The sequence below is a fragment of the Microcoleus sp. FACHB-672 genome (genome assembly GCF_014695725.1).
In the GTDB taxonomy this organism is placed as follows: Bacteria; Cyanobacteriota; Cyanobacteriia; order Cyanobacteriales; family Oscillatoriaceae; genus FACHB-68.
The window spans coordinates 43,600-69,677 of the sequence record NZ_JACJOU010000005.1; the positions used below are offsets into that span (position 1 = coordinate 43,600).

Here is a 26,078-nt window from a genome sequence, read left to right on the forward strand (position 1 = left end):
TCTTTTATTATTTACCTTTAAATGATTTCCTTTTTTACCTAAAATTTGTGTGTGTTCCGTGCCGGCCTTTCCATTAAAAAATCATCACTTTCTCCAAGTAAATAGCTAAAACCATAGCCGATTAATCGGGGTTAGAACAATTTTCTTTTCACAGAATTTGTCTATACCCTCTAATCTTGGGCAAACAGCCGGCGCATTTAAAGGCAGAATGAATCTGTGGGATTAACCAAAGCCGGCTAATCCCCTAACTAAGCGATTAAGAAATACGCTGAGGCGCTTTCACAGCCGTTCGTTTTTTGCCGGCAGGAATAGACAGGGGTTGAGCACCTATATTCAACGGTTTGGGATAGTCCAACGCCTGCAATCCTTCAAGAACCGCCTCTCGAACCACCGGCTCTTGTTCGCGATTCAGCATCAGACGGAAATAGTCAAGCGTAGTTTGCCGGTGAGTTTGATAGAAGGGATCGCGGCTTACCAAATGAGTCAGTTGCCGTACTGCAATGAGCCGACTGAGCGGATCTGCATCAATCAAATTTGTAACGAGCTGATTAACCTTAGATTCATCTCCGCTCGTTTGCCGTCCTACAGTCTGCCAAACCAACAGCACTAACACAGCCATCGTCCCCAAGCCTTGCACAATTGCGCCGGCGGCTATCCAAGAACTCTCAGAATCCATGCAGATAGAAATAGCCAGGTAGCTGCTAAGCGTTGCTAACCCACCACTACCCACTGCTAGGGTTAACTGTCCGGTTGCGCTGGTAAAAAATTTGCGTAAGTCTGAGCGGGGAATTTTTTTCCAGTCGAACTGCTGCATCAGGTACACTCCCAGCATCACCAACACACCTGTGCCGGTGGCTAGCAAAAGCTTCCAGTTCCAGATCAGCAGGGCAGCGATCACCGCCAAAACTGCAAGCGTCCCTCCCGACTTGGTCAATTGCCGCAGGGAAAGCTGCTTAAAACCTTTAAGTTTGTACTTTGGACGCGACAAACCTTGAATCAGGTTGATGATTTGCTGCTTTTGAGTTGAAGCTTGTGCCACGTTAGTTTACCTGTTGACTGCCATGACATCGTATCTAGCTATATTACGATACCTGCTGAACAACGCAAATGGTAAATTTTTTGCGGCTTTATTTGATATTGAGAAGTTTGGAGATGTCACCGGCACAGAGGGTTTGCCGGCTCACAGCGCCTTGTGGTGAAGATTTGAGGATTCCTCTCCCCCTCACCCTGCCTCTGGCAACTTGGCGTTGCAGCTTAATCATGCCGGCTGCACCCGCAGATTTTGTGACAATGCCGGTTTGCTTAACGCATCGGCTCGGTTATCCGTTTTGAAGATGATAGCTAAAGCCATCTACCGTCAAGTGGCCATCAAAAGTAAAGAACGTCACTCGGTGAATATTAGGCACCCTCACACATAATGGGGTGTTGGGAGCAATTAAGCCCTCAGAGCCGGCTAAATTCGCTCCGGAAATTTCTGCATGAGCGATAGCCACTCCCTCCTGATCGTAAGCCGCTAAAACAGCCCGCCTGGAACTGGTGACAAAGGCGCTGACATAGGAAACAGGAGTTGAGAAGGTGGCTTCCAAAGAGCCACTTTTAGGTGCTCCAATTAAGACCGTGTTGCCATAGTAAGGCGGAAACGCTGGGTTTGAGGGATGAATGGCCATTGTATTGGTAAAGGTCACGCCCCACCGTTCAAATTGAGAATCTACTGCTTCAAAACATTTCAAATCTTCCAGATCCAAGCGAATGCAGGCCGGCTCATCAATTTTTACGCCGTTGCCTAACGCCGCCTTAGCTAGACCATGAGACACCACAATTGTAGGGAGATCGATCCAATCAATTGCTTCTTTTTTAGGAGTTTCAAGCTCTTTGATACTGTTCGATTGAAGCCGATATTTCTCTACCATTACATCCTCCTTACACTGTTTTTGGGCGGCTGTATAGCTGATCCCCGACTTAGATAACTTCAAGGATTTTTGCTGTCAGTTCCGGAAACGAAATCTAAAATGTCAAATTACGGGTTCTTTTTGATGACCGGCTCTTGAGTCCACGCTGGAGGACTTCAACCATTTTTTTGAACCTCAGCTCTTTTAAAACTTATTAGAGTTCCTTTGAGCGTGGCTTAATGTGAGCCTATTGTGCTAAAACAAAGCGCTTTTTTTAACCCAAACCCCTAAGAGATTTTAGAGTTTCTGTGAGCGTTGCTTCGTATGAGCGAACTGTGCCTTAGGTGACACCTTGTCGCTGAACTGCCGGACTCTACCACCGACAGCCTTGAAAAGATTCCCGTTGTGAATAAAGAGCTATGGATTACCCGTATCTTCTAGAATCCTTTTCACATATATCTTCCGACCCTCTTCTTTTAAGAGAATTGGGGGAATCTTTCAAGGCGTTTTCATAGCAAAATAGGTTTTAAGAACACTACTGAGGGGTCTTACCCCTCATTTATTATCTCTGATTTCGACAACAGTGACCGGCTTTTCCGAGCAGCCCCATCACGAGCTATGAAACAGCCGAAATCACCTACTGTGGGGGATTGCATACTGCCGCACAGAGTAAAGTCGGCAGGTCTTTACTAAATATTTATAAAATAAACTTTAGCTTTACAATTCCTTCGCATTAAAGCTAGGGTGCTTATGCAGAATTAAAGCAGAAAGTCAACAGTAAAATTGTCCAATTGTCTGAATCGTTCCTTGTTCTGCGTTTGCGGTTAATTGCTAAGAACAGTGGACAACTGGACACAAGGGCGCGATGCAGACAATTTTGGTGACAATCACTCGACACGCACCCATTCCTAACCGGCAGCTCACTGACTTATAAGAGGTTCATTCATGTATTTACCCCCAGGCTTCGACCGGCTCTCCACCCTTACATCCCTCGGCAGAATGGTGTATCACACCGCAACGGGAGAACCCTGGCTGACACCGGCATCAACTTCCGACTCAAACAACTTACCAACCTTAGTCTTCCTCCACGGCTTCGGTGGCGGATCATCTTCCTACGAGTGGTCGAAAGTCTATCCAGCCTTTGCCGCAGATTACCGAATTTTAGCCCCCGATTTAATTGGTTGGGGACAATCCGAGCATCCTGAACGGAATTACCAGGTTGAGGATTATATCACCACGATTATTGAATTCATCGAAAAAACCTGTTCCGAACCCGTGCCGGTGGTTGCCTCTTCCCTCACCGCCGCCTTTACCATCCGCGCCGCCATCAAGCGCCCCGATTTATTTAAGAGTTTGATTTTAACAACCCCTGCCGGCTTGTCAGACTTTGGGGAAAATTACAGCCGTAGCATTTTTGCTCAGATCGTCAGCACACCGATATTAGATAAACTTCTCTACAGTGCCGGTGTTGCCACTAGCGGCGGTATTCGCAACTTCTTGGAAAATCGGCAGTTTGCCCGTCCAGAACGCGTGTATCAGGAAATTGTGGACGCTTACCTCGAATCAGCAACCCAACCCAATGCAGAATACGCCGCACTTTCATTTGTGCGCGGCGATCTATGTTTCGATCTGTCGCTTTACGTGACTCAGCTAACCACTCCAACCGCGATTATTTGGGGGCAAAAATCACAATTTACCGGCCCAGAAATTGGCAAGCGCCTCGCCAACCTTAATCCCCAGGCAATTCGCTACTTTCAACAACTGGATGAGGTGGGGTTAACGCCTCAGCTTGAACTTCCAGCCGTGACGACTGGCTTGATTCGACAATTTTTAAAATTGCTATCCTCTGATCATTGAGCCGGTTGACGCGCTGTTTAAATCGTGCGAGGCAAAACTCCAACGAAAGATGTAACCTGGTTCAGGCACAAGATTAGGCTAAGCCAGAAGATAGAAGGTTGGTAGTAAATCGACGTTCTTCTCCCAGAAGCAGTTCAAAACTATCAGGAATTTACTTTGCATATTTAATGGGGAAAAATAAAAGTTTCAGCAAAATAAATAGATAAAATTTTTGGGTTTTGCTTATTTGGTTTGGCTTTAGACTTTTGTTGTTTCTCCAAAAAAATAAATTCACAGTAGTGGAACACTTGGTCACAGTAGTCAATGAGTGTTGCCTGATTCTGGGTCAGACAAGCCAATTTTGCTCATTCATCAAGGTTTCTTGACTGAACCCTGAACCTCTTACTGAGTTTTGAGTTTCGAGTCCTGAGTCTTTACTAGCTGATAGCCTTGCAAAGTAGAATCCGTACCCATGAGTTGGGGTTTTCTTCCCTAGGCTCTAGAAGCCGGTCGGTAGAATGGAAGCAACCACAACAAACGGCAAGTGGGTGGCGAGAGTGAGCCAATTGCACTTGTTCGCAAATGCCGTTAAAGGAGAACCGGCTGTGATCTCTTTCCTGGCACAAATTGCAAGTTATAGCGTATGATTTGCCGGCGGTTCGCGGGACGATGGAGATGGCCCAAATTCTTTAGGGGTGATGCTGACAGTGATGCTAGCGCCGGTTGCCGCTATCGTGGTTCAGTTGGCGATTTCTCGCACGCGGGAATTTGCAGCCGATGCCGGTTCTGCTAAACTAACCGGCAACCCCGCCTTTGACCCGTTGCTGATTATGAATGCGTTTTCAGGGCAGTTTTTGGGCGATTTATTTTCTACCCACCCTTCAACTGAAGCGCGGATTGAGCATTTATTAAAGCTAGAGCAACAACAGCCAAAATTCTCAAGCTAGTAATTGATTCTGTGCTTAATGCTAATCAGTCATTAACACCTGAAACCTGATTACTAACGGCTAACACCTTTTTAGGAGAAACTATCATGACTACCGAATCAAACATTCCCCCAGAAAGCTCACTTGTCGAAATTAGTACAGAGACAAGAGACATGGTTAATCGAGAGATGCCAAACGAAACCGACAAGGTAAAAAATGAAACAATGGCATTGATTGAAGCCATTAAAAAGCGGGCGCAAGCAGAGATTCAAGGAGCCAGTAAACTTACCAGTGACGCCTATCTCACCGCAATTCACGAAGCCCGCACAGCCGTTGAACAAAATCAATTGTTTGACAAAGACCGAATTGAATACACCATGAAACTGATCCAAATGGATGCCCAGAAAAACTGGGAGTCTATTCTCAAAGAAATTTCAGTTTTTGGGGATCGTCTCTCTGATGCCGCTAAAGCAGCTTGGGAAGCGCTGACTGCGCCTCGCTCTGACGATAACTCAAACGTATAAGCAAATATTTGCAAAGCCAAGTCATTAATCAATGGCTTCGAGAGAATATAGGGGTGCGGTGCATCGTGCCCCTATTTTTATTGGGATGTAAGTTTTTCTCTAAACAGAGCGGTTTACGTTCCCTAATCCTCTAATCTCAGCCCAGATCCAATCGGATTTATAAAGCGATATCGGTAGCAGCAATGAAACGAATAATCCCCGCAAGCGTCCTGCTTTTAGCGGCAATCTGCTCAGCTTGTCAAGGAAGTGGCCAGACTAATTCCCTCAACCGGCTGCTGCAAACCAAGGAATGTCAGGGATGTGATTTAAGAGAAGCCAATCTAGTCGGTGCTCAACTCAAAGGAGCAAATTTAAGTCGTGCGGATCTGGGAAACGCCCAGCTAAACGGTGCTAATTTAGAAGGAACCCAGCTCAAAAGTGTTGATTTTTTCAGTGCGAATCTTCAGCAGGCAAATTTAGAAGGGGCGCTGCTGCTCAATGCTAATCTGATTCAGGCGAATCTCAGTGGTGCGAATCTTAAACAAGCGAATCTAGAGGATGCCAGCCTTCGATCAGCCAATCTCAATAGTGCAAATCTCAGTGGTGCTCAGTTAGGTTACACCAATCTCATCAGCGCTCAACTGAATGCGGCTGATCTGAATAATGCGGCGTTAAGCCATTCAGATATGATTCAGGCGAATCTGACGGAAGCAGATCTGAAGGGGGCTAATCTGGTAGATGCTAACTTGAGCGGTGCTGACTTGACGGGTGCCAGTTTAGAGAATGCCTTTCTGGAAAATGCGAATCTCCGACGGGCAAATTTGGAGAAAGCCAACCTGAGTGGCACTCAATTGCGCTATGCCAACTTGATTGAGGCGAATTTAACCGGCGCGAATTTGAGGGGTGCCGATCTGAGCAGTGCTAATCTCACCGGCGCGAATTTAGAGGGGGCGGATTTGACGGAGGCGACGTTAGCCGGTGCGATCTTGCCAGAGGAGACAGCACAACCATAAGTAGCATGGGTGGAGTTAAGGCCGGCATTTCACCACACTAGGCTGATTTTGTCTGACAGAATTACCCCTAATGCTAGATAATGGAAAACCTAACCTTGGTTATTGTGGGGAACTGCGGCTTGTTGCAGCTTCTCCAACCGCTTAAACTACCCATCTTGAAGCTCGAATTCTGAATCCACACCTATGCGTACCCACTATTGCGGCCAGCTCCGAAAAGAACACATTGGAGAAACAGTCACCCTCTGTGGATGGGTGGATCGTCGCCGCGATCATGGTGGCGTGATTTTCTTGGATTTGCGCGATCGCACCGGCATTGTGCAAATTGTTAGCGATCCCGTGCGGACTCCAGACTCCTACGCGCAAGCAGAGGCGCTGCGGAGTGAATACGTTGTCCAATTCACGGGTCGGGTGACGCCACGCCCCGAAGATTCTCTCAATCCCAAACTGGCAACCGGCGAGGTGGAAATCTACGCCGATAAAATTGAACTGCTCAATACGGTTCGCAAGCAGTTGCCTTTTCAAGTTTCCAGCGCTGATAACGAGTCGGTGCGAGAAGACTTGCGGCTGAAATATCGCTATTTGGATCTGCGCCGCGAACGCATGACGGAAAATCTCAAGCTGCGCCACGAAGTGGTTAAAGCGATCCGTCGTTATTTGGAAGACCGGCAAGGATTTATTGAAGTTGAGACGCCGGTGCTCACTCGCTCAACCCCAGAAGGAGCACGGGATTATCTGGTGCCGAGTCGCGTCAATGGCGGCGAGTGGTTTGCTTTGCCCCAGTCGCCGCAGCTATTCAAGCAATTGCTGATGGTGTCCGGGTTTGACCGCTACTATCAAATCGCCCGGTGCTTTCGGGATGAAGATTTACGGGCAGACCGGCAGCCAGAATTCACTCAGCTAGACATGGAAATGAGCTTCATGTCTCAAGAAGAGATTCTTCAGCTCAATGAGGAACTAACGACGCATATTTTTAAAACTGTTAAAGGGATTGAATTGCCTCGTCCTTTCCCGCGCCTCACTTACGCAGAAGCGATGGATCGTTATGGCAGTGATAAGCCGGATACACGCTTCGATCTGGAATTAGTAGATGTTTCAGATTTGATGAAAGACTCCGGATTTAAGGTGTTTTCCGGGGCGATCGCATCGGGCGGGATTGTGAAAATTTTGCCTATTCCAGAGGGAAATGCGGCGATTTCTAATGTGCGGATTAAACCGGGCGGAGATTTGTTTAATGAAGCTTGCAGTGCCGGCGCGAAAGGTTTAGCCTATATCCGGGTGCGAGATGATGGCGAAATCGATACAATTGGCGCAATTAAAGATAATTTGAGCGAGGAACAAAAGCAAGAATTGCTTAAGCGCACGGGTGCGAAACCCGGGCATTTACTGCTATTTGGTGCAGGGCCGGCTGATATTGTCAATAAAACCTTAGATCGCCTGCGTTTAGCAATCGCTCGTGAGTTGGGACTGATCCCTCCAGATAAAATTAATCTGCTTTGGGTAACAGATTTCCCGATGTTTGAGTGGAATGCTGACGAAAAGCGTTTAGAGGCATTACATCACCCCTTTACCGCACCGCATCCAGATGATATTGACGATCTCAAAACAGCACGAGCGCAAGCCTATGATTTGATCTTCAACGGGTATGAAATCGGCGGCGGTTCGCGGCGGATTTATCAACGGGAAGTTCAAGAAAGAGTGTTTGAAGCGATTGGTTTATCGCCGGAGGAAGCTTACAGTAAGTTTGGCTTTTTGCTGGAGGCGTTTGAGTATGGAACGCCGCCGCATGGAGGCATCGCTTACGGTTTAGACCGGCTGGTGATGTTGCTTGCCGGCGAAGAGTCAATTCGGGATGTCATTGCATTTCCCAAGACGCAGCAAGCGCGTTGTTTGCTGACAAATGCACCGTCTGGAGTGGATGCAAAGCAGTTGAAAGAGTTGCACGTCGCTTCGACTTATAAGCCAAAGGCTTGAGGGTTCGTAAAATTGTTAGAGTAATGGGTAATTGGTAATTTTCTATTACTGATTACTCATTTTTTATTAGCAGGAAGTTGCTATGAGTCAAATCACCTCATCTGTGGAGCCGGTGAATTTTACACCTGAGCTGCCTACGAGTTTGCCAGATCACACTCAACTTCCCGACTCTGACGGTACTTTTGTGAAAAATCTTCAGGAGCATCCCCAAAGTATTCTGCTGACAGATTCGATCATGCCGGTGTTGCAGCAGTTACATCCAGACGGTCAATATTGTATCGGGCAAGATAGCGGAATTTACTGGCGAATCACTGATCCACCGGAAAGAGGCGCTGAGGCACCGGATTGGTTTTATGTGCCGAATGTGCCGCCGGTGTTGAATGGTGAAATGCGGCGTTCTTATGTGATTTGGCAAGAATATGTCGCGCCTTTAATTGTGCTGGAATTTGTTTCTGGAAATGGCGAAGAAGAACGAGATACAACGCCTGTTACGGGTAAGTTTTGGGTTTACGAACAGGCAATTCGTGTTCCTTTTTACGCCATTTATGAAGTAAAAAAAGCACAGGTTCAAGTGTATCAACTTGTTGCCGGTCACTATGAGTTAATATCTCCTAATGAGCGCGGGCATTATGCAATTCCCCCGTTGGGTGTGGAGTTAGGAATTTGGCAAGGACAATATCAAAATGCAACGCTGCCGTGGCTGCGCTGGTGGGATGCACAAGGTAATTTATTACTAACAGGAGAAGAACGAGCGGAAGTTGAGCGACAGGAGAAGGAGTTGGCTCAACAACAGGCTGAAACTGAACGGCAGCGTGCTGATACTGAGCAGCAACGTGCTGAGCGGTTAGCTGAGCAGTTGAGGGCGTTGGGGGTTGAGCCTCAAGCGTAGGCATGAGAAAAGAGGGAGAGCCGGCGCAATTGAGCATCAAGTTTAAGCATCTGATAACTGTTTAATTTGCGCCATGCTTGCTCTAAATCTTTGGGGTGCTATTAGATTCGCAAATTAACAAACTGGACGTTAACTATCCCGAATTGAAGAAGCGTGTGCCAAATTTTCTGCTGCTTTTTTCATCACTTCAATATCTGCCGGCAACCAAACACGAGTATCGCGGCAGTGATGGGCAATCAACAAACCCCAGAGTCCTTTGAAATTGAGCACCGGCACGGCTAAATTTGCTCGAACCTGGATACTGCGGAGAAAGTCTCTATGGCAAGGGTGGATTGGCTCTAATTCAATATCTGGAATGGCTCGCACTCGTCCCGCTTCATATAAAGCCGCATATTCGCCATTAAAACAATCATCCGCTCCCGTCATTCCAAACACAGATAATTGCGGAGAACTCAAAGACTCGAAGGTAACTTGTCCTCTCCACTGGAGGTAAAAGTAATATAAAATCACCCGATCAACATCTAAAATTTCTCTCAAGTCATTTGTGGTTTCTTGAACTGTCTTATCCTGAGTCAGTGTTTTAGAAAGACGGTCGGTTATTTTTCGTAAACTGGGATCGGCCATACTGTCTAGTTTAAGAATTCTTTTAGATTGGTGCTTGGAACTGTATTTTTTAATAGTTGAGTTCGTTTATTGTAAGGCACTCATTTTTCATGTTTTTATTTTACAACAAAGATAATCTTTTAAGGAAATTTTATTTGATTAATTTTATAAATTTTATTTTATAGCATCAATCAATTTTTTATTGATTTCAATGGAAAACATTGGTAATTGCAATTTAATCATAAATTAAAAGTGAGTTTTTATAACTTTAAGATTTTTCATGAAAGCCGGCTCCTTCACAAATGCTTGCGAGTGCCTGTCCTTGGATTTCGCGCATTTTCCGGCCAAGCTCCTATTGAGCCGGTGAAAACAAGATCGCTCAGACCGGCAGCTTCAGAGGAAAGCAAGCTATACAATTGCTAACAGCAGGTGTAGAGACGTTGTTTGCAACGTCTCTACACCTGCTATGTTGTGTTTGCTGCTGTACGAACGCACCCTGGAAAAGTCGCAAACAAGGGAATTGAGAAGTTTAAAATTTGAATTGTGAATGTTTAATTTTCCAATCGGCGTCGTAAGTTAGCCATTTGTTGCCGAGCCTTAAGGTGATTAGGAGTAATTCTTAATGCTCGGTCATAAGAAGCAAGGGCATCTTCATATCGGCCCAACTGCTCTAGGGCTAACCCGCGATTGTACCAAGCACTCGCAGGGCCGGTATCGCTTCCCCATTGACCCTTGCTTTGCAGCGCTCGCTCATAAGCGTTAATCGCGTTTTCATACTGTCCCAACTGCAAAAGCGCGGTAGCCCGGTTATACCAAGCCAGGGCAAATTCAGGATTAACGGTGGTCGCTTTGTCAAATGCCGCAATCGCTTCTTCTTTACGAGCCAACTTCCACAATACTGAACCTTTGTAACTCCAAGCAGACTCAAGGCTTTCGTTGCCCCAATCCCGATTAAGTTCAATTGCCTTATCAAACGCCTGATTGGCTTCTTCGTTGCGATCAAGCTGCTTGAGCACCATTGCCCGTTCAAACCAACTGAGAGAGTAAGCAGATTTGAGGTCAATTGCCTGCTGCAAAACCGCAAGCGCATCGTCATACCGGCCTAATTCTCCAAGTACAACTCCTTTGCCGGTTAAAGCAGCGGCTGAGTCCGGTCTAAGGCTGATTGCTCGATCGTAAGCGGTGAGCGCTTCTTCATACTGTTTTTTGCTTAGCAGGAACTGCCCTCGGTTTAGCCAGTAATTAATATCTCCAGATTCAGTGGGGGCGGGTTGCTCACCTGATGTCGGTGCCGGCTGGGGTGATTGAACGGGTTGCTCACCTGATGCCGGTGCCGGCTGCGGCGATTGAACGGGTTGCTCACCTGATGCTGGTGCCGGCTGGGGTGATTGAACGGGTTGCTCACCTGATGTCGGTGCCGGCTGGGGTGATTGAACGGGTTGCTCACCTGATGCTGGTGTCGGCTGCGGGGACTGGGCGGGCTGTCCACCTGATGTTGGTGTCGGCTGGGGCGATTGGGCGGGTTGCTCACCTGATGTCGGTGTCGGCTGGGGCGATTGGGCTAGCCGAGCGCTGACAGCGAAAACCGGCACTTGAACCCATAAACTGACAGCAGCGGTCGTGATGCAGATGCATTGAAGGGTGCGCTTCATGACTGTATTGTGTGGGTTTAATCATCCCAAATTGTAACAATCTGTCCGTTTTTCTAAAATTATCTTTAGCTGTAAATTCTTGGCAGCGGGTGCAAGAGAGCAGAATCAGGGACGATCAGACCCGTTACGGAAAAATTTAGACGACAAAATTATTTTTCCCAGTGAGAGCAAAACTTTGTTAAATATCAAACAGCAATCGCCTTTGAGGGTGCTGGCAAATAGTTAAACAAGAGGCCGGTTACACATTTTAGTCGTAATCTCAGGCGATGCAGGTAGACTGACAAAAAGAACAAACTGAGAGAGTGGGTTTCCAGGAACGCCGGCGAGAAAATAGCCACGAATAACTGGCACCAGAAGTCCCGAAGCACAGTTAATTGAGCAAAGGATAGCGGGTCGCTGCAATGAACGGAGAAATCAATATTAAAAGAGTCACGCCCATCGCTACCCACTAACAATTTAATCACCCCATTTCCAAGAAGACGCGGTTAAGTGAATCAGCATCTAACTTTCCGACTGGATAGGGAAAAAAGCTGTCTGTCTGTGCCGGCTTTCCCCCTATCCTTACAAGAGCCGGCTTTCTACTTGGCCTGCCGGCAGTCCCGAAGTCCGTGGTTCAAACACTTATATTTTCGCTTTCTCTTTCCTTCTTTCCCTCATCCTTGATCCCTAATCCAATAGCCCATGCCCCACGCTTAGCATCGGTGTTTTTTGCGATCGGGCAAGGTTGCACTGCACAGCTCGGTATTTGTCAGTATGGCGTCCTTAATGTTAGCGCCTTCCAAGTTTGCACGAACCAGTTTAGCCCCTGCTAGGTTGGCTTGAACCAGATTCGTTCCCTTGAGATCAGCTTCCTCTAAAGAGGCACCCTCTAAGTCAGACTGGGATAAATCCGCCCCTTGAAGGCTAGCGCGAGTCAGATCAGCGCCTCGAAGGCTGGTGCGGCTTAAGTTTGTTCCTCTAAGGTTGGCTTCTCGAAGGGAAGCATTTCTGAGGTTAGCGCTACTGAGGTTGGCGCTACTCAGGTCTGCTTCTCGGAGGTTGGCTCCCACTAACTCGGCACTCACCATGTAGGCACTTGCTAGGTTCGCGCCTCGGAGGTTGGTATTTTCTAGATAAATATTTCTTAAATCAGTATTACTGAGATCCACTCCCGCTAAGTCAGAAGCCGATAGTTGAGCGAGTAGCAGGTTGGCTCCGGTGAGGTTAGCACGGGTGAGATCAGAGCCGGTGAGGTCTGCTCCATTGAGGTCTGCTCCACGCATATCAGTATTCACCAAGCTGGCACCATTCAAGTTAGTGCCGGTGAGGTTGGCGCTTCTGAGATCCGCACCGACCAAGTCAGCCTGTCGCAGATCGGAACCTGTGAGATCCGCTCCACGCAAGTCAACACCGGCTAGGTTTGCTCCCACTAAGTAGCTTCCTCGCAGGTTGGCTCCTCTGAGATCGCAAGATTGACAAGTGTTGGTGTTGAGCAATTGGTTAACGCCTGGGTAACTTGTGGCGTGCACCGCTGCGGCTAACCATACAGACGCTAATAGGGTGGCGATTCCCATTAAGGCCGGTGTCAAAAACCTTGGCTTTGACAGCCAAGCCTTGAACCAACGTCTAGTAGGGGCATTGCTACGTGTAGACCCAGACAGGGAGCGCACTACAGGACTGAGCATTTTAGGTTTAAGCGTGTTTTTCCCAAGTTGCGGCAAGGTACCTTGATCTCATCTAAGGGATGGGTAAGCGTTTGGTTGTGGCAGTCAACCTTTGTAGAGACGTATTGAGCGCCTCTGCAAGTTTCCAGCCGGCCTAGTAATCTTACCATTAATGTTAAACTCTATTTAAACCCATATTAGAACCTATTTAACATCATGGCTAACAAAAAATGGACAACAAGACGGTTATCCGTAGGCTTTAGCAAAGAAGAATCAGAAATTTTGGAAACATATTGTGAAATGACCGGCAGAACTTACACGGACGTGATTAGAGAGTGTGTAAGGAAGCTCAAGCCCTCAATTGTTCAAGAAAATTTATCAAAATCTTAGCAATGCTGCCGATTCCATTTGCAAGTTTGGGGCAAATTGCAGCGGCGAATCCAAAATTTGCGACGGATCGGGGCAGACTTGGCTGAAGAGATTAATCAGCTTTGTCGGCGATTGACCGATTGAGTCCTGAGCCAGGGAATCAGTCAAAAAGTTAAGTATTTCCGAAGTTATACTGTTGAGTTCTGGAAAAACTGCAACTTTTTTCTTGACATTCCGCTTTTTTAAGCTCTATTAGAGGGACTGGTCGCCCATCAATAGAGAAATCAGAAGAAATACTTTATAGCTTAAGGCAACAAATATAGGGATTAGATATGAATGAAGAAAATGGTTTTGAGTTGGTAGGGTGTGAGGAGAATGCTGTTTTATCAGTAGATATTAATTCTATGACCAATCGTTATCTGATCGCCCACCCGATGTTTACAGCCGGCGAACTGATGGCAGAGATTAGGAAAAGATTTCTAAATGGCTTATCTGAAGAAGACAGAAAAACTTTGCTGGAAGAGGGTTTACCCTGTCAAATCTTGAGACCGGGTAAAAGCTGGCAAGCAGGAAAAGTTCGGGTGAGAGTTCTTCTAGAAGTTTCTAGTAACGAGCCAGAAAATGGTCGGCTAGAAGTGCCTTCTTACGATATGCGGCAGATTTTGAACGGAGATAAGAAATAAGAGGGGCAAAGAGGGAGTTTTAGATTAACTTCAGCATTTGGGCAAATAGATTATTACTTCGTAATGCGCTTTCTACGCCGGCACTCTCTGATCCCAATTTTATTTTGTGATGAATAAGTGGAGTTTGAGTCAAGAATTTTTAAGGACAGAGGATAGCGCAGCGTGCCTGCCGGCATACATAGATGGGTTAAGGGTTGGTGTCAGAGATATGTTTTCATGACTTTGATCAAGTTAGTATACCGGCACGTTTTAACGGGATTCCTTTTGGAGAACCGCTTTCACCAAAGCTTCTGCCTCCGCCGGCAGTTCAGTCACAAGGCGAATGGGTATCGCTTGTGTGGAAGCGTACTGAGCGTAATCTGAGGTTAGAAAGATAGCATAGTCGTCAGCATCAGCCGTCAGTTGAGCAGCCATTGCTAATGATATAGCTTTGATATAGTTGCGAACACTAGCGGCTTGATCGCCAATCAATTCACCGCCGGTGAGAACAGTATTCGGTTTTGTTGTCTGATCGATTGTTGCAGCAGGATCTTTAATACTTAAATGAGTTCCCCCAACAAAACCGACCAGCCATTTGGGAGCGAGAAGTTTGGAAAAACCGAGTATCTGTTCGCTTAAAGCAGGAGTTGTCTTATCTGCAGAGCCGGTGACAATCAGGGTGGGAACTTGCACTTTGCTCAAGCCCGTTTCGCCAAAAATTATTGAGCTAATTGGATTCATCGCCATTGCTCGTTTAATGCGTGGATCGTACAGTTGATAGGTGTTTTCCGGAAGTCCGCCGGCAATACACTGTAGTCCGACTCCCGGACTCAAGCTGACCAAATCGCCCTGACATCGCTGTTTTACACTGGCTATTTGTAACTCGCCTCCAGCAATAGACAAAGCGGTTCCACCCCCCATAGAATACCCAATCACCATGACATTATCAGTTGCGAGTTTGCCTTTGAGAGAGCCGGCTGATAGGTTTAATTTTTCTAGTTCATCTAAAGTAAAACTAATATCTTTGGGGCGATTTAAAAACTCATCGGGTTGCAGAAGAGGACCGCCGGCGAGTGCTGTATTCACTTGCGTGGTGTTACTGCCGATATGTTCGACAACAGCAACCACGTAACCATGTGATGCTAAATGATCTGCCAAATAGCGCAACTCTGTGCGGTCAGATCCCAAACCGTGAGTAAAGACAACCACAGGTTTTTCAGCAGTTGCACCGGCTGATGAGTATAGATCAACGGGAATATTGCGTTGACGCTGCGAATCATTGAGGTTTAAGCTAAGTACCTGTACAGAAGCGGTTCCCGGTTGGGAGGGGTCAAACGGTAAATTTAGCTGAATTTCGCGAGGCGTTAATTGAGGAGCAATCGCGGCCATAAACCGCTGAGTTTGCCAAAAAGGGGTGTTCAAGCTTCCCATCACTTCAAACGCCCGATCCAAGTCAATATTGAGGCGCTGACTCGGGTAAGATTCGATAAAGCTAATGATCGAAAGACCGGCTGGATCTTTTGCACCCAGTACCAGTGCGGCTCGAAGCGCTTGCACACCGGCTGCATCCTTTCGTGGCGTAATCGTGGCCAGATCGGCCAAGATGGTACTACCGATCCGAGTATTCAGCAAGTTGCTAATCGCTACAACATTGAGGGGCACTTTTGTTTTCAGCGCTGCTACAATTTTGCCCCGCTTTTCAGACGATAGGGTACTGGCATAACTTTGCAAAGCCGGCGGTACTTTTCCTGTTTCAGCAATTGTTTTAAGATCGGCAACATCAAATGATGCTGTAAATGGGCCTTTATGAACGACAACGGTTTCTGCCGCTTGTGCGGATTTTGTTAACCCTGTCAGATTAGTAATGGCAAGTGCCCAGACAAGGCCGGCAGCTCCTTTAGCCCATTTCAAGTTTGGTAGCATCAACGTTCCTCATAATTTCCGCTTGGAGACTATAGCGGATTCTTAGGTATGGTATCGGTTAATCAGCAGTTCTTCCAAGATATTAACTGAAAAAATATAAATTTCTGCATTTATGGTGTTGGCAGCACAGCTGGTTTCCGGTTGTAAAAAGGTTGGAGCTTTTCTAAAAAATTGCCCTAAAGAGAGAATTTCAAGTCATTGGAGCTAGATGTTTAAAAACAGTTTATTCAAAATCCCTATTTAAGAAAACGCTTACTTTTTGCACCGGCAGCCCCTTTACAACTGCACGGATGTCGGTATGATAACCGCAGAAGTTTAAAGGAGCGTCAGCAATGCCTCAGATTCAACACCTGGTTTTACTCAAGTTTAAACCCGAAGTCCTGCCAGAAAAGATTGCAGAACTCTTCAAGCAACTCAGTGAACTCCAACAATTGATTCCAGGCATCACTTATTATGCCGGTGGCTCATATTCGAGTTCTGAAGGGCTGAACCAAGACTACACCCACGGGTTTGTAATGACGTTCGAGAGTGCCGGTGCGCGTGACGCTTATCTACCCCATCCGGAACACGAACGAGTCAAAGCGGCACTCCTCCTTTGTTTAGACGGCGTGATCGCCTTTGATTTTGAAGCTTAGTCGGTTTCGTATATCATGCATCCTGCATTCTGAATAGTCGGCTATTGGGGTGATCTTTGTCACCTAGCTTGAAACCAAGGAATCACAAGATATGGGAAATTTACATCACCCCACAATTTGGATATAAAAGTCATACTTATTCCTCTGGGTCAGCCAATTTTAAAAGATTTTACAGGTAATGATGATTCGCAAAATTGTCTTAAAGGTTTTAAGAACGGGTTATCTAAGTGCTGAAATTGAAGAACAACTCCAGCAACTTTTTCATTCAGGGTGCAGCTTGGATGAGATAGACGCTCTGGCAGATTTGCAGTATGCTGTGATGGCCGGCCATGTCGAGCGAGCTTCCTGTCAAGTCAGAGAGAAATGTTTGCTTAATTCGCATAAGAACGATAAAAATATTTTTCAAGGTTTAGGCAACCAGATGAATGAGTTGTCACAAATAAGGTGAGCATTGGCTAGCTGATCACTCTTTTTGAAATCCTCATCTCCTCTAATCTAGTGAAAAAATAATCAAGTTATCAGGATCAATGCTGATATTTTTTTGAATATTACCGACCCTATTTATAACTAGGAAATTTTAAAATAGTAGGGTCGCAATGTCTTGCACCTTAGTTCAATTGCAATTCCCCTTTTTTTGTTTAGTGAAGAAATGGCCAAATTTTGAGGAACGTAATTGCCTCAGAAAAAAGGTCAGACATCGGCATCATTTTTCTAGTAATTTGAAGAATGAATGATGCCGTATTTCTCAAGTGATGAGATTACGCGCCCAAGCGACACACCGATCTGCTTGATCGAACCAAAACTCAGAATTCCAGTAGACATAACAACTGGTTTCACACAATAGCAGTGGTAACTGATGGGTATCCATCCGTTTTTCTTGCACTGCTAAATCATAATCTTGACTCAACTGTTCGACAGCCATCAGTACCCGTTGCCGGCGATCACCTTCATTCCAACTTTGATGTCCGCCAATCCAAGATCCGCCCGCAGGCTTTAGTTTAACCTCAGTAGAAGGGCCATTTCGCAAGTATTGATCCATATACCGGCTGACTGTCATAAACTCGATATCTTGCCAAGATGTTGAGTTACGAAACATCGGTGCAAATGTGTTGCGGAAATACTCAAACATCATCACATTTCCATTTTCGCCATCAGAAGTTGGTACGATTAACGGCGGCACCTCCCCATCTTGCAACACCTTCCCCCGATAGCGGATGTCATTAATACAACCATCGACATTGTGACCACTTTGCTGCCGGATGCCCATGTCTGTATCGCGCACCACACAAAGGATACGTTCGCTTTCTCCGCCTGATTCTACGACCAACCAATGCACGCGGTTTTCTAAAGCCGGCACACTCCACCCTTCAGGATGTTCTAGTGCTGAATTCGGTAAAATAATCCACTCATAGCCACATTTTTTCAACAGGCGAATAAACCGCAACGCTTCGGCAGGATTGCCGGTCATTCCCATTTCCGGGGGCCAAAATCCGCGCACTCGGGATAGCGCTTCTTGACCAAAAAGATCTGCAAATACGCGCCGCCATTCCATGATTTGCCCTTCATGATCGCGTTCTGGGGTAGCGGGAAAATAGCAATGACTGTAAGCTGTGCCGGCAAATTCCACGGCGTCTGGATGGTTGCTTAAAACGCGACGCCACAAGCCAATTACATCGCCCATCACTTCACCATCGACATGAAGATGATTGAAGATGCCGCTGCTCAGTCGTGCCAACTCTTCCAGCAATACGCCGGAATAATCCACCATGATGCGCGGCGAATGCCCTTCCTGGGTCAATAATTCTACATATCGGGCGGGATTTTTGTAGGCTTGGGCAAACCATTGGGCGTTCCAGTGTTCCTCAGAATTTGGCTCGCCATTGAGCATTTTTTCCAGGTTGCCGGTGAGGTGATCGCCAACCCAAATTGGGGGCTGATGCATATGCAACCAAGGGACAAATACGGCTAGGGGATTTGGGTTCATTAGAGTGTCCTTGTAGTTAGGAATTAGTAAACATTAAATGTCAGCTCAACTTTTCCTGTTTAACCCTCTCTCCGAACTATCACAGATAGGAAATCATCCTTCAAAATCAAAAAAATAGGCTGATTCTATATCCTGAAGAACAATTTATTTTTATTACCTTCCTTGTAAGGTCGGTTTAGAGAGAGGGTTAAGGAGAGATCAGAAACTATGTTACGGGGCTAAATTTCTTTTCACTTTATTAATCTTAGCCGGCTGATTCATATCGTGCCCCATGACAATCTCAGATAATTTTCCACACGTATAGCACTTCTCAATTTAGCGCAATCCATCTTTTGGGGTACTAAGCACAGATCCCTTACTAATTTGCGCCACTACATAGGGGAGAAACACGAGTTAGAACCGCTATATTATATGAATATTCAAGAACAAAATCGGCTTGTTCTCTAAAATTTACAATCTAAAATATAAAATCTAAACACTGACCTCAAATTGCCAGTTTGGACAAGTCATGATAGGGTTGCCGGCTAAAAATCTTCATTAACATTAAAATTATCTTTAAATCTGCCAGGGAACTGACTGTTTCACCGGCAAGGATATCGTCACCTCTGTTTTCTCACCTTCTTGAGAATAGACCTTAATTTTTCCTTCGTGTTTTTCAATAATTTTAAAGCAAATCGCCATCCCTAATCCTGTCCCTTGACCCACTGGCTTTGTGGTAAAAAATGGATCAAAAATTTTATCTATAATTTCCGGGGGAATTCCAGAGCCATTATCTCGAATTTGCACTTGTATTTGAGAAGAAGAAATTGTTTCTGTCAGAATTGCAATTTCTTTATAAGGTTGCTGTTTTTGCTCTTGTAGCGAATCAATAGCATTGCCAATGATATTCATAAAAACTTGGTTTAGCTGAGCCGGCGAACACTCAATCAGCGGTAAATCCCCGTAATTTTTAATAACAGTAATTCCTTCCGGTGTAATTCGGTTACTTAAAATCAAAAGTGTACTATCGATGCCTTCATGCAAATTAACTTGTTTCACCTCGGCTTCATCGAGTCGCGAGAAGTTCCGCAGGGATAAAACCAAATCTCGAATTCGCTCAGCTCCCATTTTTAAAGAGTTCAGTAGCTTAGGCAAGTCTTCAACAAGAAACTCTAACTCGATTTCTGATATTTTAGTTTGAATTTCTGGGGTTGTATTCGGATATTCCTGCTGATAAAGCACTACTAAATTTATCAAGTCTTGCAGATACTCTTGAGCGTATGTAATATTGCCGTAAATAAAGCCAGCAGGGTTATTAATTTCATGAGCGATCCCAGCAACCATTTGACCGAGGCTCGACATTTTTTCAGTTTGAATCAGTTGCGCTTGAGTTTTTTGGAGTTCATGCAGCGCTTGTTGCAACTCGGTCGCTTTTTCTCTCAATTGCGCTTCCGATTCTCGCACAGCATCCTCTGAACGCTTGCGGTCGGTGATATCCTGAAAAATCAGCAGCGAACCTCCCTCGCCGCTGCGTCCGGTAATGGGTGCAACGGTCACTTCCAAAAATCGGAAGCTGCTATCATCGGCATCGATTTGAAAAATTTCAGGGGAAAAGCGCGTTTCAGAGGTAGAACAGCGGTTGATAAAGTCTATTAAACTTTGGCGTTGCGATTCAAGAAAAAATTGGCCAAAAAAAGTCCCGAGTGCCTCGCGTTCGCTCATCCCTAGGAATTCCTCAGCATATCGGTTCCAAGTCAAGATTGTTGCCGCCTCATCGACGGCTACAACCCCGATAGGAGCGCGATCTAGGAGTCGCTCCATATACTGCGCCGGCTGTGGCGGCGGCGCAGAAGCGTTAGATAGGCTGGCTTGGGCTGCCATTAGCATAGAGCGATAGCTGCGGCGCTGCTTCGTTCGAGTAATGGCTTCTTGTAAAGCGATCACCAAAGCCTCGCCTTCAGCAGTTGACCGGCAGCTGACTTGATTGCCCAGGAAGGGTGAAAATTGCAATGCTTGCTGCATCTGCTGGTGGAAAGCTGGATCGCTGAGAATCAAAACCGCCAACTCTTTATCCACAGATTGAACGCGCTGGGCAATTTGTACCGGCTCACTCACCAGTGAACCGAGTACCACCACATCAAGGTTAATTTCTCCCGCCTCCAAGCTTTGTAGCAACGGTTCAGGATCTTGCTCAAACTCAACCAATTCCTCAGGTAATAAGCTGAGGCTTTTATGAAGTACCGTCAAGGTAGCGGGATCTACCTGCACCATGACGATTTTACCTGCCATTCCTTAATCTCCCAGCAACGGTAGACCGAGCAGTGCCCGACCAGCCCATGTTCGCAGGATATCAGTTGTTGGGGACATTACGTGAGCGGCACGCGCATCACGCAGCAGACGCTCTAACCTAGAACCGTCCCGGTAATTAATTCCGCCCGTTATTGTCATCACTTCGTTCACAACATTGACCGCACAATCAGCCACTTCAGCTTTCGCTGAGCATAGCGCTGGCAGCGTATTCGGGCCGCCTGAGTCAGCTTCAGTGGCAGCATAATAAATCAGCCGGCGAGTTCGCTCTACCACACTCCATAATGTGCCTAGCCGGTGTTGCATCACAGCCGTCTGACCGAGGGTTGAACCGCTGTGGGTATAGTAGCGTTTGGACAAGTGAATCCGCGCTTCCTCTAGTGCTGCGCTGGCGACGCCTAAATAAGTGCCGGCCATTGCGACTAAGAAGTAGGGCGCGACGACGTTGAATACGTACCAGATTTGATCGCCTTCTGCACCAAGAAGATCCTGGCGCGGCACCGGCACATTTCGCAATTCTGCTGAGCGCGAAGAGTTGCCCCGCATTCCTAAGCCGGCCCAAGGCGTCCCCCAGATCAGCCCTTCCGCACCATTAGAAATCATCGCGCAGGAAAATTCTCCCACGGCATTAGCATCTGCCGCTGTCGTGGAAATCACGTATGAGTCCGCATATCCGCCATTTGTGATGAAAGACTTCTGTCCGCTGGCGCGAAACATTGCCGGCGACTCTACAGTTAATTGGCACTGCGGAAGATAGAAGTGCGCCCCGCTTCCCGGTTCACTCAGCGCTAAGGTGGTGAGGTGTTTGCCTTCGCAGATCGGTTCCACATAACGCTCTTGTTGGTAGGGAGTGGCCTTGGCGGCAAGCACTGCTGTGCCGACACTGTGCATTCCAAAACAAAGTGCGGTTGAGGCGCATTCGCCTCCCAGTATTTCACAAACTTGTGTTAGTGCTAAAAGACCTTGTCCCAGTCCTCCCTTTGCTTTTGGTACGACTAAGCCACCTAAGCCGGCTGCCTGCATCGCGCGAATTCCTTGCTCTGGCCAACAGGCATCTCGGTCTACTTTGATAGTCTCGACCGCAACAACTTCGTGTGCGATGTCCCGCGTGGTTTCCAGAATTGTTTCAAAACTGAAAGGATTCTTTTTTTGACTGATAGCAATCATTTTTTACCTTCTATCAGAAGCCGTGTAGTTTGAGATTCTAAATTTTGACTGTAATAACACTTAAATGAGTTCAATCAGTTAAGTAATTTCTCTGATGCACATTTTCACAGTCTTTGTAGCTAAAGCAGTTGAGTGTGAGCACTTGCACCCTTAAACTTTACGGCCTCACCACTCCCCAAAACCTGATTAATTCTAGCCTTGAATTATTTGCGCTGGCTGTGAATTTCTGCAATTTTCTCTTTAACAGAGCTATCCTCCCCATTGTGCACCTTAGACTTGTCGGCTAAAAATTTAAGGGTAAGACCATGAGCCATTCCTCTGTATTAGCGCAGGTTTAGACTCACTAACATTGCTTTATTAAGAATAGTTTATCAGCTAATGATTGTCATTGTAAAGTATGCACCTTCTGAGCGTTTCAAGCTTTCAGACAATTTCAATACAGGAATTGCCTGAGATCACCTCAAACATACAGGCAGCTATAAAAGCAGATGCGTTGAACTTTTATACTTTCTAAGAAAGTTTTTAAATGGCATCTGAATTACATACTTATTTTATGAAAGTGCATCTATCTAGGGGATGAGTTTATTGTAAAGAGATTAGGGTTATTGAATACAAATAGCGCTCAGAGGTCTCTGCATCGGTGGTGCCTGCGCCCGGATGTGCGTAGATTATTCAGTCCTGCTACAAGTCTACTGGTAATGGTGGGATGGCAAAGTTGTCTGGATAACCCTAAAGGAAATTACTGTAGAGGAGAAAAGACCATAATTGCTGTGAGGCGATCACTCTTAGCGCTAAGAGTGATCGCTCACCTCAAAACAGTCTTCTAAAACCTCAGCGTTCGAGCTGTTCCATCATCGGAAAAACGCTGCTCTCCCACGCTGGCAACTTGCACAATCACCTCACGGGAGGGTGGATTCCAGTTCCCCTCACGCGCGGCAATTTCAACAATGGTTTGTTGCCCTTCTGAACGCACACGGTAAGTTGTCGTTGCCCAAGCGCCGGCTGTGAATTCAAAGGTATTTCCGTCATCTTCATAGAGCGTAAATTCCCCATTTCCCGGCCAAATTCGCAAGGTTAATTCATCTAGGGGACGCTCATCAACGTGTTGCATCACCGGCATCATGGGAATAACCGCGCCTTCGCGTACATAAAGCGGCATCCGTTCCAGGGGTGCGTGTGCCAAAATGTGAGTCGATCCTTCGTAACGCTCACCACTCCACCAGTCATACCACACGCCTTCCGGCAAATAAACTGCACGGTGTTCAACGCCTGGACGATAGATGGGGGCTGCCATTAGGGAAGGGCCAAGCAATACTTGATCGTAAAGCTTATAAGTGGAGGGATCGTTCGGAAAATGATAAAGCAAGGGTCGCAAAATTGGTGCGCCAGTCGTTGCCGCCTCGGAAAATAGCGTGTAAATGTAAGGCAGCAGCCGGTAACGCAACTCGATGTATTCGCGGCAAATTTTCTCGACGCGATCACCGAACACCCACGGCTCATGTCGTGCCGTACTCATTGCAGAATGACCGCGCATCAAGGGGTAGAGCATTCCCACTTGCATCCAGCGTGCGAATAACTCTGCCGTGGCATTACCGGCAAACCCGCCAATATCACATCCGACAAATGCCACACCTGAAAGCCCCATATTGCACAGCATGGGTAACGACATTTCTAGGTGTTCCCACAGCGATTGATTGTCTCCCATCCAAACGGATGACCAACGCTGAATGCCGGCATACCCGGATCGCGTAAGGACGAATGATCTCTGCGTGGAACGGTGCCGGTTTAAGCCTTCCCGACACGCCTGCGACATCATTAATCCGTATAAATTATGCACTTCTGCATGAGTGGCGCGTTCCTCATCTGGGCCTTGGGGTGCATCCTGGGGAAACCAAATTTTATTACCCGGATCTCCAAATGGTCGGTCGTCAAGTGCCGGCTCATTCATATCGTTCCAAATGCCGGCGATTCCGATATCCGTTAGGGTTTTGTGCCAGTCTCCCCACCATTTACGAACATCAGGACGGGCAAAATCGGGAAAAACGGCCTTATCTGGCCAAACGTAGCCGTGGAACAACTGACCATCAGCTTTTCGCACAAAACAGTCGTTTTCGACTCCCTCGTCAAAAACTGGGTAATCTCCTTCTGGTTCATACTTGACACCGGGATCGATAATGGTCACGGTTTTGATGCCGTTTTTCGCCAAATCGCTAACTAATTGCTTGGGATCGGGGAAGCGTTTGGGACTCCAGGTAAAGACGCGGTAGCCGCGCATATAGTCAATATCGAGATGAATGACATCACAGGGAATATGCCGGTTGCGGAATTCCTCAGCGAGTTCGCGCACCACTTCCTCAGATTCATAACTCCACCGACATTGGTGATAACCCAGCGACCACTTCGGCGGCAGCGGCATCTTGCCCGTTAGCTCACCGTAAGTCTGCAAAATTTGAGCCGGCTCTGGGCCGTAGATAATGTAATAATCCAGCTCCTCAGCACGGGTTTCCATCCGCCAAACACCCGGCTGTTCCGCACCAAGATCAAACTGACTCCAATGGGTGGTGTTGAAGAAGATACCGTAAGCGAGATGAGGACGTAGGGCGATAAAAAAAGGAATCGCCTGGTACATTTCATCGCTGAGAACGCCATAATCGAGGGCGTCAGTTGTCCAGTTGGTTTTCACCTCGCTGAGTTTGTCCAGCAGGTGGGTGCGCTCGCCAAAACCATAGAAGTGCTCATCGGCTTCGATTTGCTTCCAGCCGGCAATCGTTCCGCTACGCCAGCCGGTGCCTAGGCCGGTGTCTTGGGCAAAAGGGTTTCCGGCTTTATCCATACACGTAATTCTGCATTTGTCAAGTTGCACCGATACGCGCATCTGCTCTGTCTCGATTTCCACAGCCTCAGCGGTTTCCCGCATTTGGTAGGCCACAGCCGGCCATTCCGCATCATCTCGCGCAACTGCCCAAGATCGGCGTGGTTTAAAGCTGCCGGTGGGTGTCATTCGCACCCGAATTAAATTCGCTGCCAGCACGCTGATTTTGAAATGAGGGCCGGCACAATCAAAGTAAACATTGCGATCGTCCTGTCGCACAGATTGAACGGCTTCTAAAGTTGACCACGGCTGCTCAGCTACTTGAAGTTTTCCGAAATACTGTGGCATAAAGTCTCCTAGAAAACAATCAGAAAGACCTTTCTATTTTGCTACTTAATGATTGCTTTTTTGCAATAGTTTTCAATTAACAATTTCTCATTCTTTAGGAATTATTATTAATTCCTCTTCAGGTAGATCGTCAAATAGTCTTTGTTCCTCCGGCAGGCAGATAAAATTCTTAGTCAAAATCGCCTAAATTAATTGAAGCAAAGGAAAACCGGAGACACCAACGTGACCAAGGAACAAGCTGGACTGCACGAGCAAGCGCTAAATAAAGCAGCAGAAATTGGGATAAGCAGCCAACTCGATCAAGTTGATAATGTAGAGGTCGATATCAAAGCAGATCCCTTCAAGCTGATGACAGGAGAAGTAGATGCTGTTCAGATCAAAGGTGAAGGGATGGTCATGCAACAAGACCTGCGAATGGAAAAAATAGAAATGCAGATGGGTCGCGTTGGGATCAATCCTATGCAAGCTGCTATGGGTCAAATTGAACTAACCAAGCCGGCAGATGGCAGTGCGGAGGTTGTTCTTACAGAAGCAGATATTAACCGGGCTTTTAACTCCGACTATATCAGCGGTATGCTGAAAAATATGGAAGTTAATATTGATGGTAAGCCTACAACAATTGACACCCAAGAGATAAAATTTAGCCTTCCGAGTGATAACAAAGTAGGTTTAAATGCAACGGTGCTGTTACGCGACAGCAATGAAACTCAGCAGATTGCTTTTACAGCAGTCCCTCGCGTCCGCCCCAACGGTCAAGGAGTGGTGCTTGAGGATGTTGAGTATGCTGAAAACAAGGAACTTTCGCCAGAACTGACGAATGCTTTATTAGAAAAATCGGCAGAAATTCTCGATTTCAGTAACTTTGATCTCGAAGGAATGTCTCTGAAAATTAACCGTCTCGATGTCAAAGGCGGCAAGCTAACCATGCAAGCAGCAGCCCGTGTCGAGAAAATTCCTTCAGCCTAAC

22 protein-coding genes are annotated in these 26,078 nt (G+C 46.6%); 12 read left to right on the forward strand and 10 right to left on the reverse strand.

What is annotated here, in order from left to right:
* Nucleotides 1-256: 256 nt before the first annotated feature.
* Nucleotides 257-1,039, reverse strand: a complete 783-nt coding sequence (locus H6F56_RS02560; protein WP_190665298.1) for a hypothetical protein — start codon at nucleotides 1,037-1,039, stop codon at nucleotides 257-259.
* 22 nt (nucleotides 1,040-1,061) lie between these two features.
* Here H6F56_RS02560 and H6F56_RS02565 point away from each other — a divergent pair, with 22 nt between their 5' ends.
* On the forward strand, nucleotides 1,062-1,199 hold the full coding sequence (locus H6F56_RS02565; RefSeq protein WP_190665299.1) for a hypothetical protein: 138 nt from the start codon (nucleotides 1,062-1,064) through the stop codon (nucleotides 1,197-1,199).
* A gap of 120 nt (nucleotides 1,200-1,319) precedes the next feature.
* On the opposite strand, the gene H6F56_RS02570 is transcribed toward H6F56_RS02565, so the two are convergent.
* Nucleotides 1,320-1,973 (reverse strand): hypothetical protein, encoded by a 654-nt coding sequence (locus tag H6F56_RS02570; RefSeq protein ID WP_242031842.1) that lies wholly within the window; start codon nucleotides 1,971-1,973, stop codon nucleotides 1,320-1,322.
* 861 nt (nucleotides 1,974-2,834) lie between these two features.
* Here H6F56_RS02570 and H6F56_RS02575 point away from each other — a divergent pair.
* From H6F56_RS02575 to H6F56_RS02600, 7 genes are all read left to right on the forward strand, one after another.
* Nucleotides 2,835-3,746 (forward strand): alpha/beta fold hydrolase, encoded by a 912-nt coding sequence (locus H6F56_RS02575; RefSeq protein WP_190665301.1) that lies wholly within the window; start codon nucleotides 2,835-2,837, stop codon nucleotides 3,744-3,746.
* 497 nt (nucleotides 3,747-4,243) lie between these two features.
* Complete coding sequence (locus H6F56_RS26715; protein WP_255513672.1) at nucleotides 4,244-4,372, forward strand: hypothetical protein; 129 nt, start codon at nucleotides 4,244-4,246, stop codon at nucleotides 4,370-4,372.
* Nucleotides 4,373-4,420: 48 nt separating this feature from the next.
* Nucleotides 4,421-4,672, forward strand: coding sequence for a M48 family metalloprotease (locus tag H6F56_RS26055; RefSeq protein ID WP_323797253.1), 252 nt, complete (start codon nucleotides 4,421-4,423; stop codon nucleotides 4,670-4,672).
* Nucleotides 4,673-4,758: 86 nt separating this feature from the next.
* Complete coding sequence (locus H6F56_RS02585) at nucleotides 4,759-5,175, forward strand: hypothetical protein (RefSeq protein ID WP_190665302.1); 417 nt, start codon at nucleotides 4,759-4,761, stop codon at nucleotides 5,173-5,175.
* 182 nt (nucleotides 5,176-5,357) lie between these two features.
* Complete coding sequence (locus H6F56_RS02590; protein WP_190665303.1) at nucleotides 5,358-6,167, forward strand: pentapeptide repeat-containing protein; 810 nt, start codon at nucleotides 5,358-5,360, stop codon at nucleotides 6,165-6,167.
* Nucleotides 6,168-6,350: 183 nt separating this feature from the next.
* Nucleotides 6,351-8,138 carry an aspartate--tRNA ligase gene (aspS, locus tag H6F56_RS02595; protein WP_190665304.1) on the forward strand — a complete coding sequence of 596 codons (1,788 nt, stop codon included), beginning with the start codon at nucleotides 6,351-6,353 and terminating at the stop codon, nucleotides 8,136-8,138.
* Between the two features lie 82 nt (nucleotides 8,139-8,220).
* Nucleotides 8,221-9,027, forward strand: coding sequence for a Uma2 family endonuclease (locus tag H6F56_RS02600; RefSeq protein WP_190665305.1), 807 nt, complete (start codon nucleotides 8,221-8,223; stop codon nucleotides 9,025-9,027).
* Nucleotides 9,028-9,156: 129 nt separating this feature from the next.
* Here the strand turns inward: H6F56_RS02600 and H6F56_RS02605 are convergent, their stop codons facing one another.
* The 3 genes from H6F56_RS02605 to H6F56_RS02615 all read right to left on the reverse strand — a co-directional run bounded on the left by H6F56_RS02605 (nucleotide 9,157) and on the right by H6F56_RS02615 (nucleotide 12,946).
* Entirely contained in the window at nucleotides 9,157-9,651 is a 495-nt protein-coding gene (locus tag H6F56_RS02605; RefSeq protein WP_190665306.1) for a GAF domain-containing protein, read from the reverse strand.
* A 530-nt stretch (nucleotides 9,652-10,181) separates the two neighbouring features.
* A complete protein-coding gene (locus H6F56_RS02610) occupies nucleotides 10,182-11,282 on the reverse strand; it encodes a tetratricopeptide repeat protein (protein ID WP_190665307.1) in 1,101 nt (366 codons plus the stop codon).
* A gap of 692 nt (nucleotides 11,283-11,974) precedes the next feature.
* Entirely contained in the window at nucleotides 11,975-12,946 is a 972-nt protein-coding gene (locus tag H6F56_RS02615) for a pentapeptide repeat-containing protein (RefSeq protein ID WP_190665308.1), read from the reverse strand.
* A 680-nt stretch (nucleotides 12,947-13,626) separates the two neighbouring features.
* Between H6F56_RS02615 and H6F56_RS02620 the strand changes: the two genes are divergently transcribed.
* On the forward strand, nucleotides 13,627-13,977 hold the full coding sequence (locus H6F56_RS02620; RefSeq protein ID WP_190665309.1) for a KGK domain-containing protein: 351 nt from the start codon (nucleotides 13,627-13,629) through the stop codon (nucleotides 13,975-13,977).
* Nucleotides 13,978-14,226: 249 nt separating this feature from the next.
* On the opposite strand, the gene H6F56_RS02625 is transcribed toward H6F56_RS02620, so the two are convergent.
* Nucleotides 14,227-15,879 carry an alpha/beta hydrolase gene (locus tag H6F56_RS02625; protein ID WP_190665310.1) on the reverse strand — a complete coding sequence of 551 codons (1,653 nt, stop codon included), beginning with the start codon at nucleotides 15,877-15,879 and terminating at the stop codon, nucleotides 14,227-14,229.
* A 332-nt stretch (nucleotides 15,880-16,211) separates the two neighbouring features.
* Between H6F56_RS02625 and H6F56_RS02630 the strand changes: the two genes are divergently transcribed.
* The gene (locus H6F56_RS02630; RefSeq protein ID WP_190665311.1) at nucleotides 16,212-16,514 is read left to right on the forward strand and encodes a Dabb family protein; all 303 of its coding nucleotides are present in this window, start codon (nucleotides 16,212-16,214) and stop codon (nucleotides 16,512-16,514) included.
* A 178-nt stretch (nucleotides 16,515-16,692) separates the two neighbouring features.
* Nucleotides 16,693-16,962: a hypothetical protein gene (locus H6F56_RS02635; protein WP_190665312.1), complete on the forward strand. Its 270-nt coding sequence runs from the start codon at nucleotides 16,693-16,695 to the stop codon at nucleotides 16,960-16,962.
* A gap of 297 nt (nucleotides 16,963-17,259) precedes the next feature.
* Here the strand turns inward: H6F56_RS02635 and H6F56_RS02640 are convergent, their stop codons facing one another.
* The 4 genes from H6F56_RS02640 to H6F56_RS02655 all read right to left on the reverse strand — a co-directional run bounded on the left by H6F56_RS02640 (nucleotide 17,260) and on the right by H6F56_RS02655 (nucleotide 25,111).
* A complete protein-coding gene (locus H6F56_RS02640) occupies nucleotides 17,260-18,498 on the reverse strand; it encodes a glycoside hydrolase (RefSeq protein ID WP_190665313.1) in 1,239 nt (412 codons plus the stop codon).
* Nucleotides 18,499-19,053: 555 nt separating this feature from the next.
* Entirely contained in the window at nucleotides 19,054-20,766 is a 1,713-nt protein-coding gene (locus tag H6F56_RS02645) for a sensor histidine kinase (RefSeq protein ID WP_190665314.1), read from the reverse strand.
* Between the two features lie 3 nt (nucleotides 20,767-20,769).
* Complete coding sequence (locus H6F56_RS02650) at nucleotides 20,770-21,951, reverse strand: acyl-CoA dehydrogenase family protein (RefSeq protein WP_190665315.1); 1,182 nt, start codon at nucleotides 21,949-21,951, stop codon at nucleotides 20,770-20,772.
* Nucleotides 21,952-22,774: 823 nt separating this feature from the next.
* Nucleotides 22,775-25,111 (reverse strand): glycoside hydrolase family 31 protein, encoded by a 2,337-nt coding sequence (locus H6F56_RS02655; protein ID WP_190665316.1) that lies wholly within the window; start codon nucleotides 25,109-25,111, stop codon nucleotides 22,775-22,777.
* A 222-nt stretch (nucleotides 25,112-25,333) separates the two neighbouring features.
* Here H6F56_RS02655 and H6F56_RS02660 point away from each other — a divergent pair, with 222 nt between their 5' ends.
* Complete coding sequence (locus H6F56_RS02660; protein WP_190665317.1) at nucleotides 25,334-26,077, forward strand: DUF2993 domain-containing protein; 744 nt, start codon at nucleotides 25,334-25,336, stop codon at nucleotides 26,075-26,077.
* The last annotated feature ends 1 nt before the right edge of the window (nucleotide 26,078 follow it).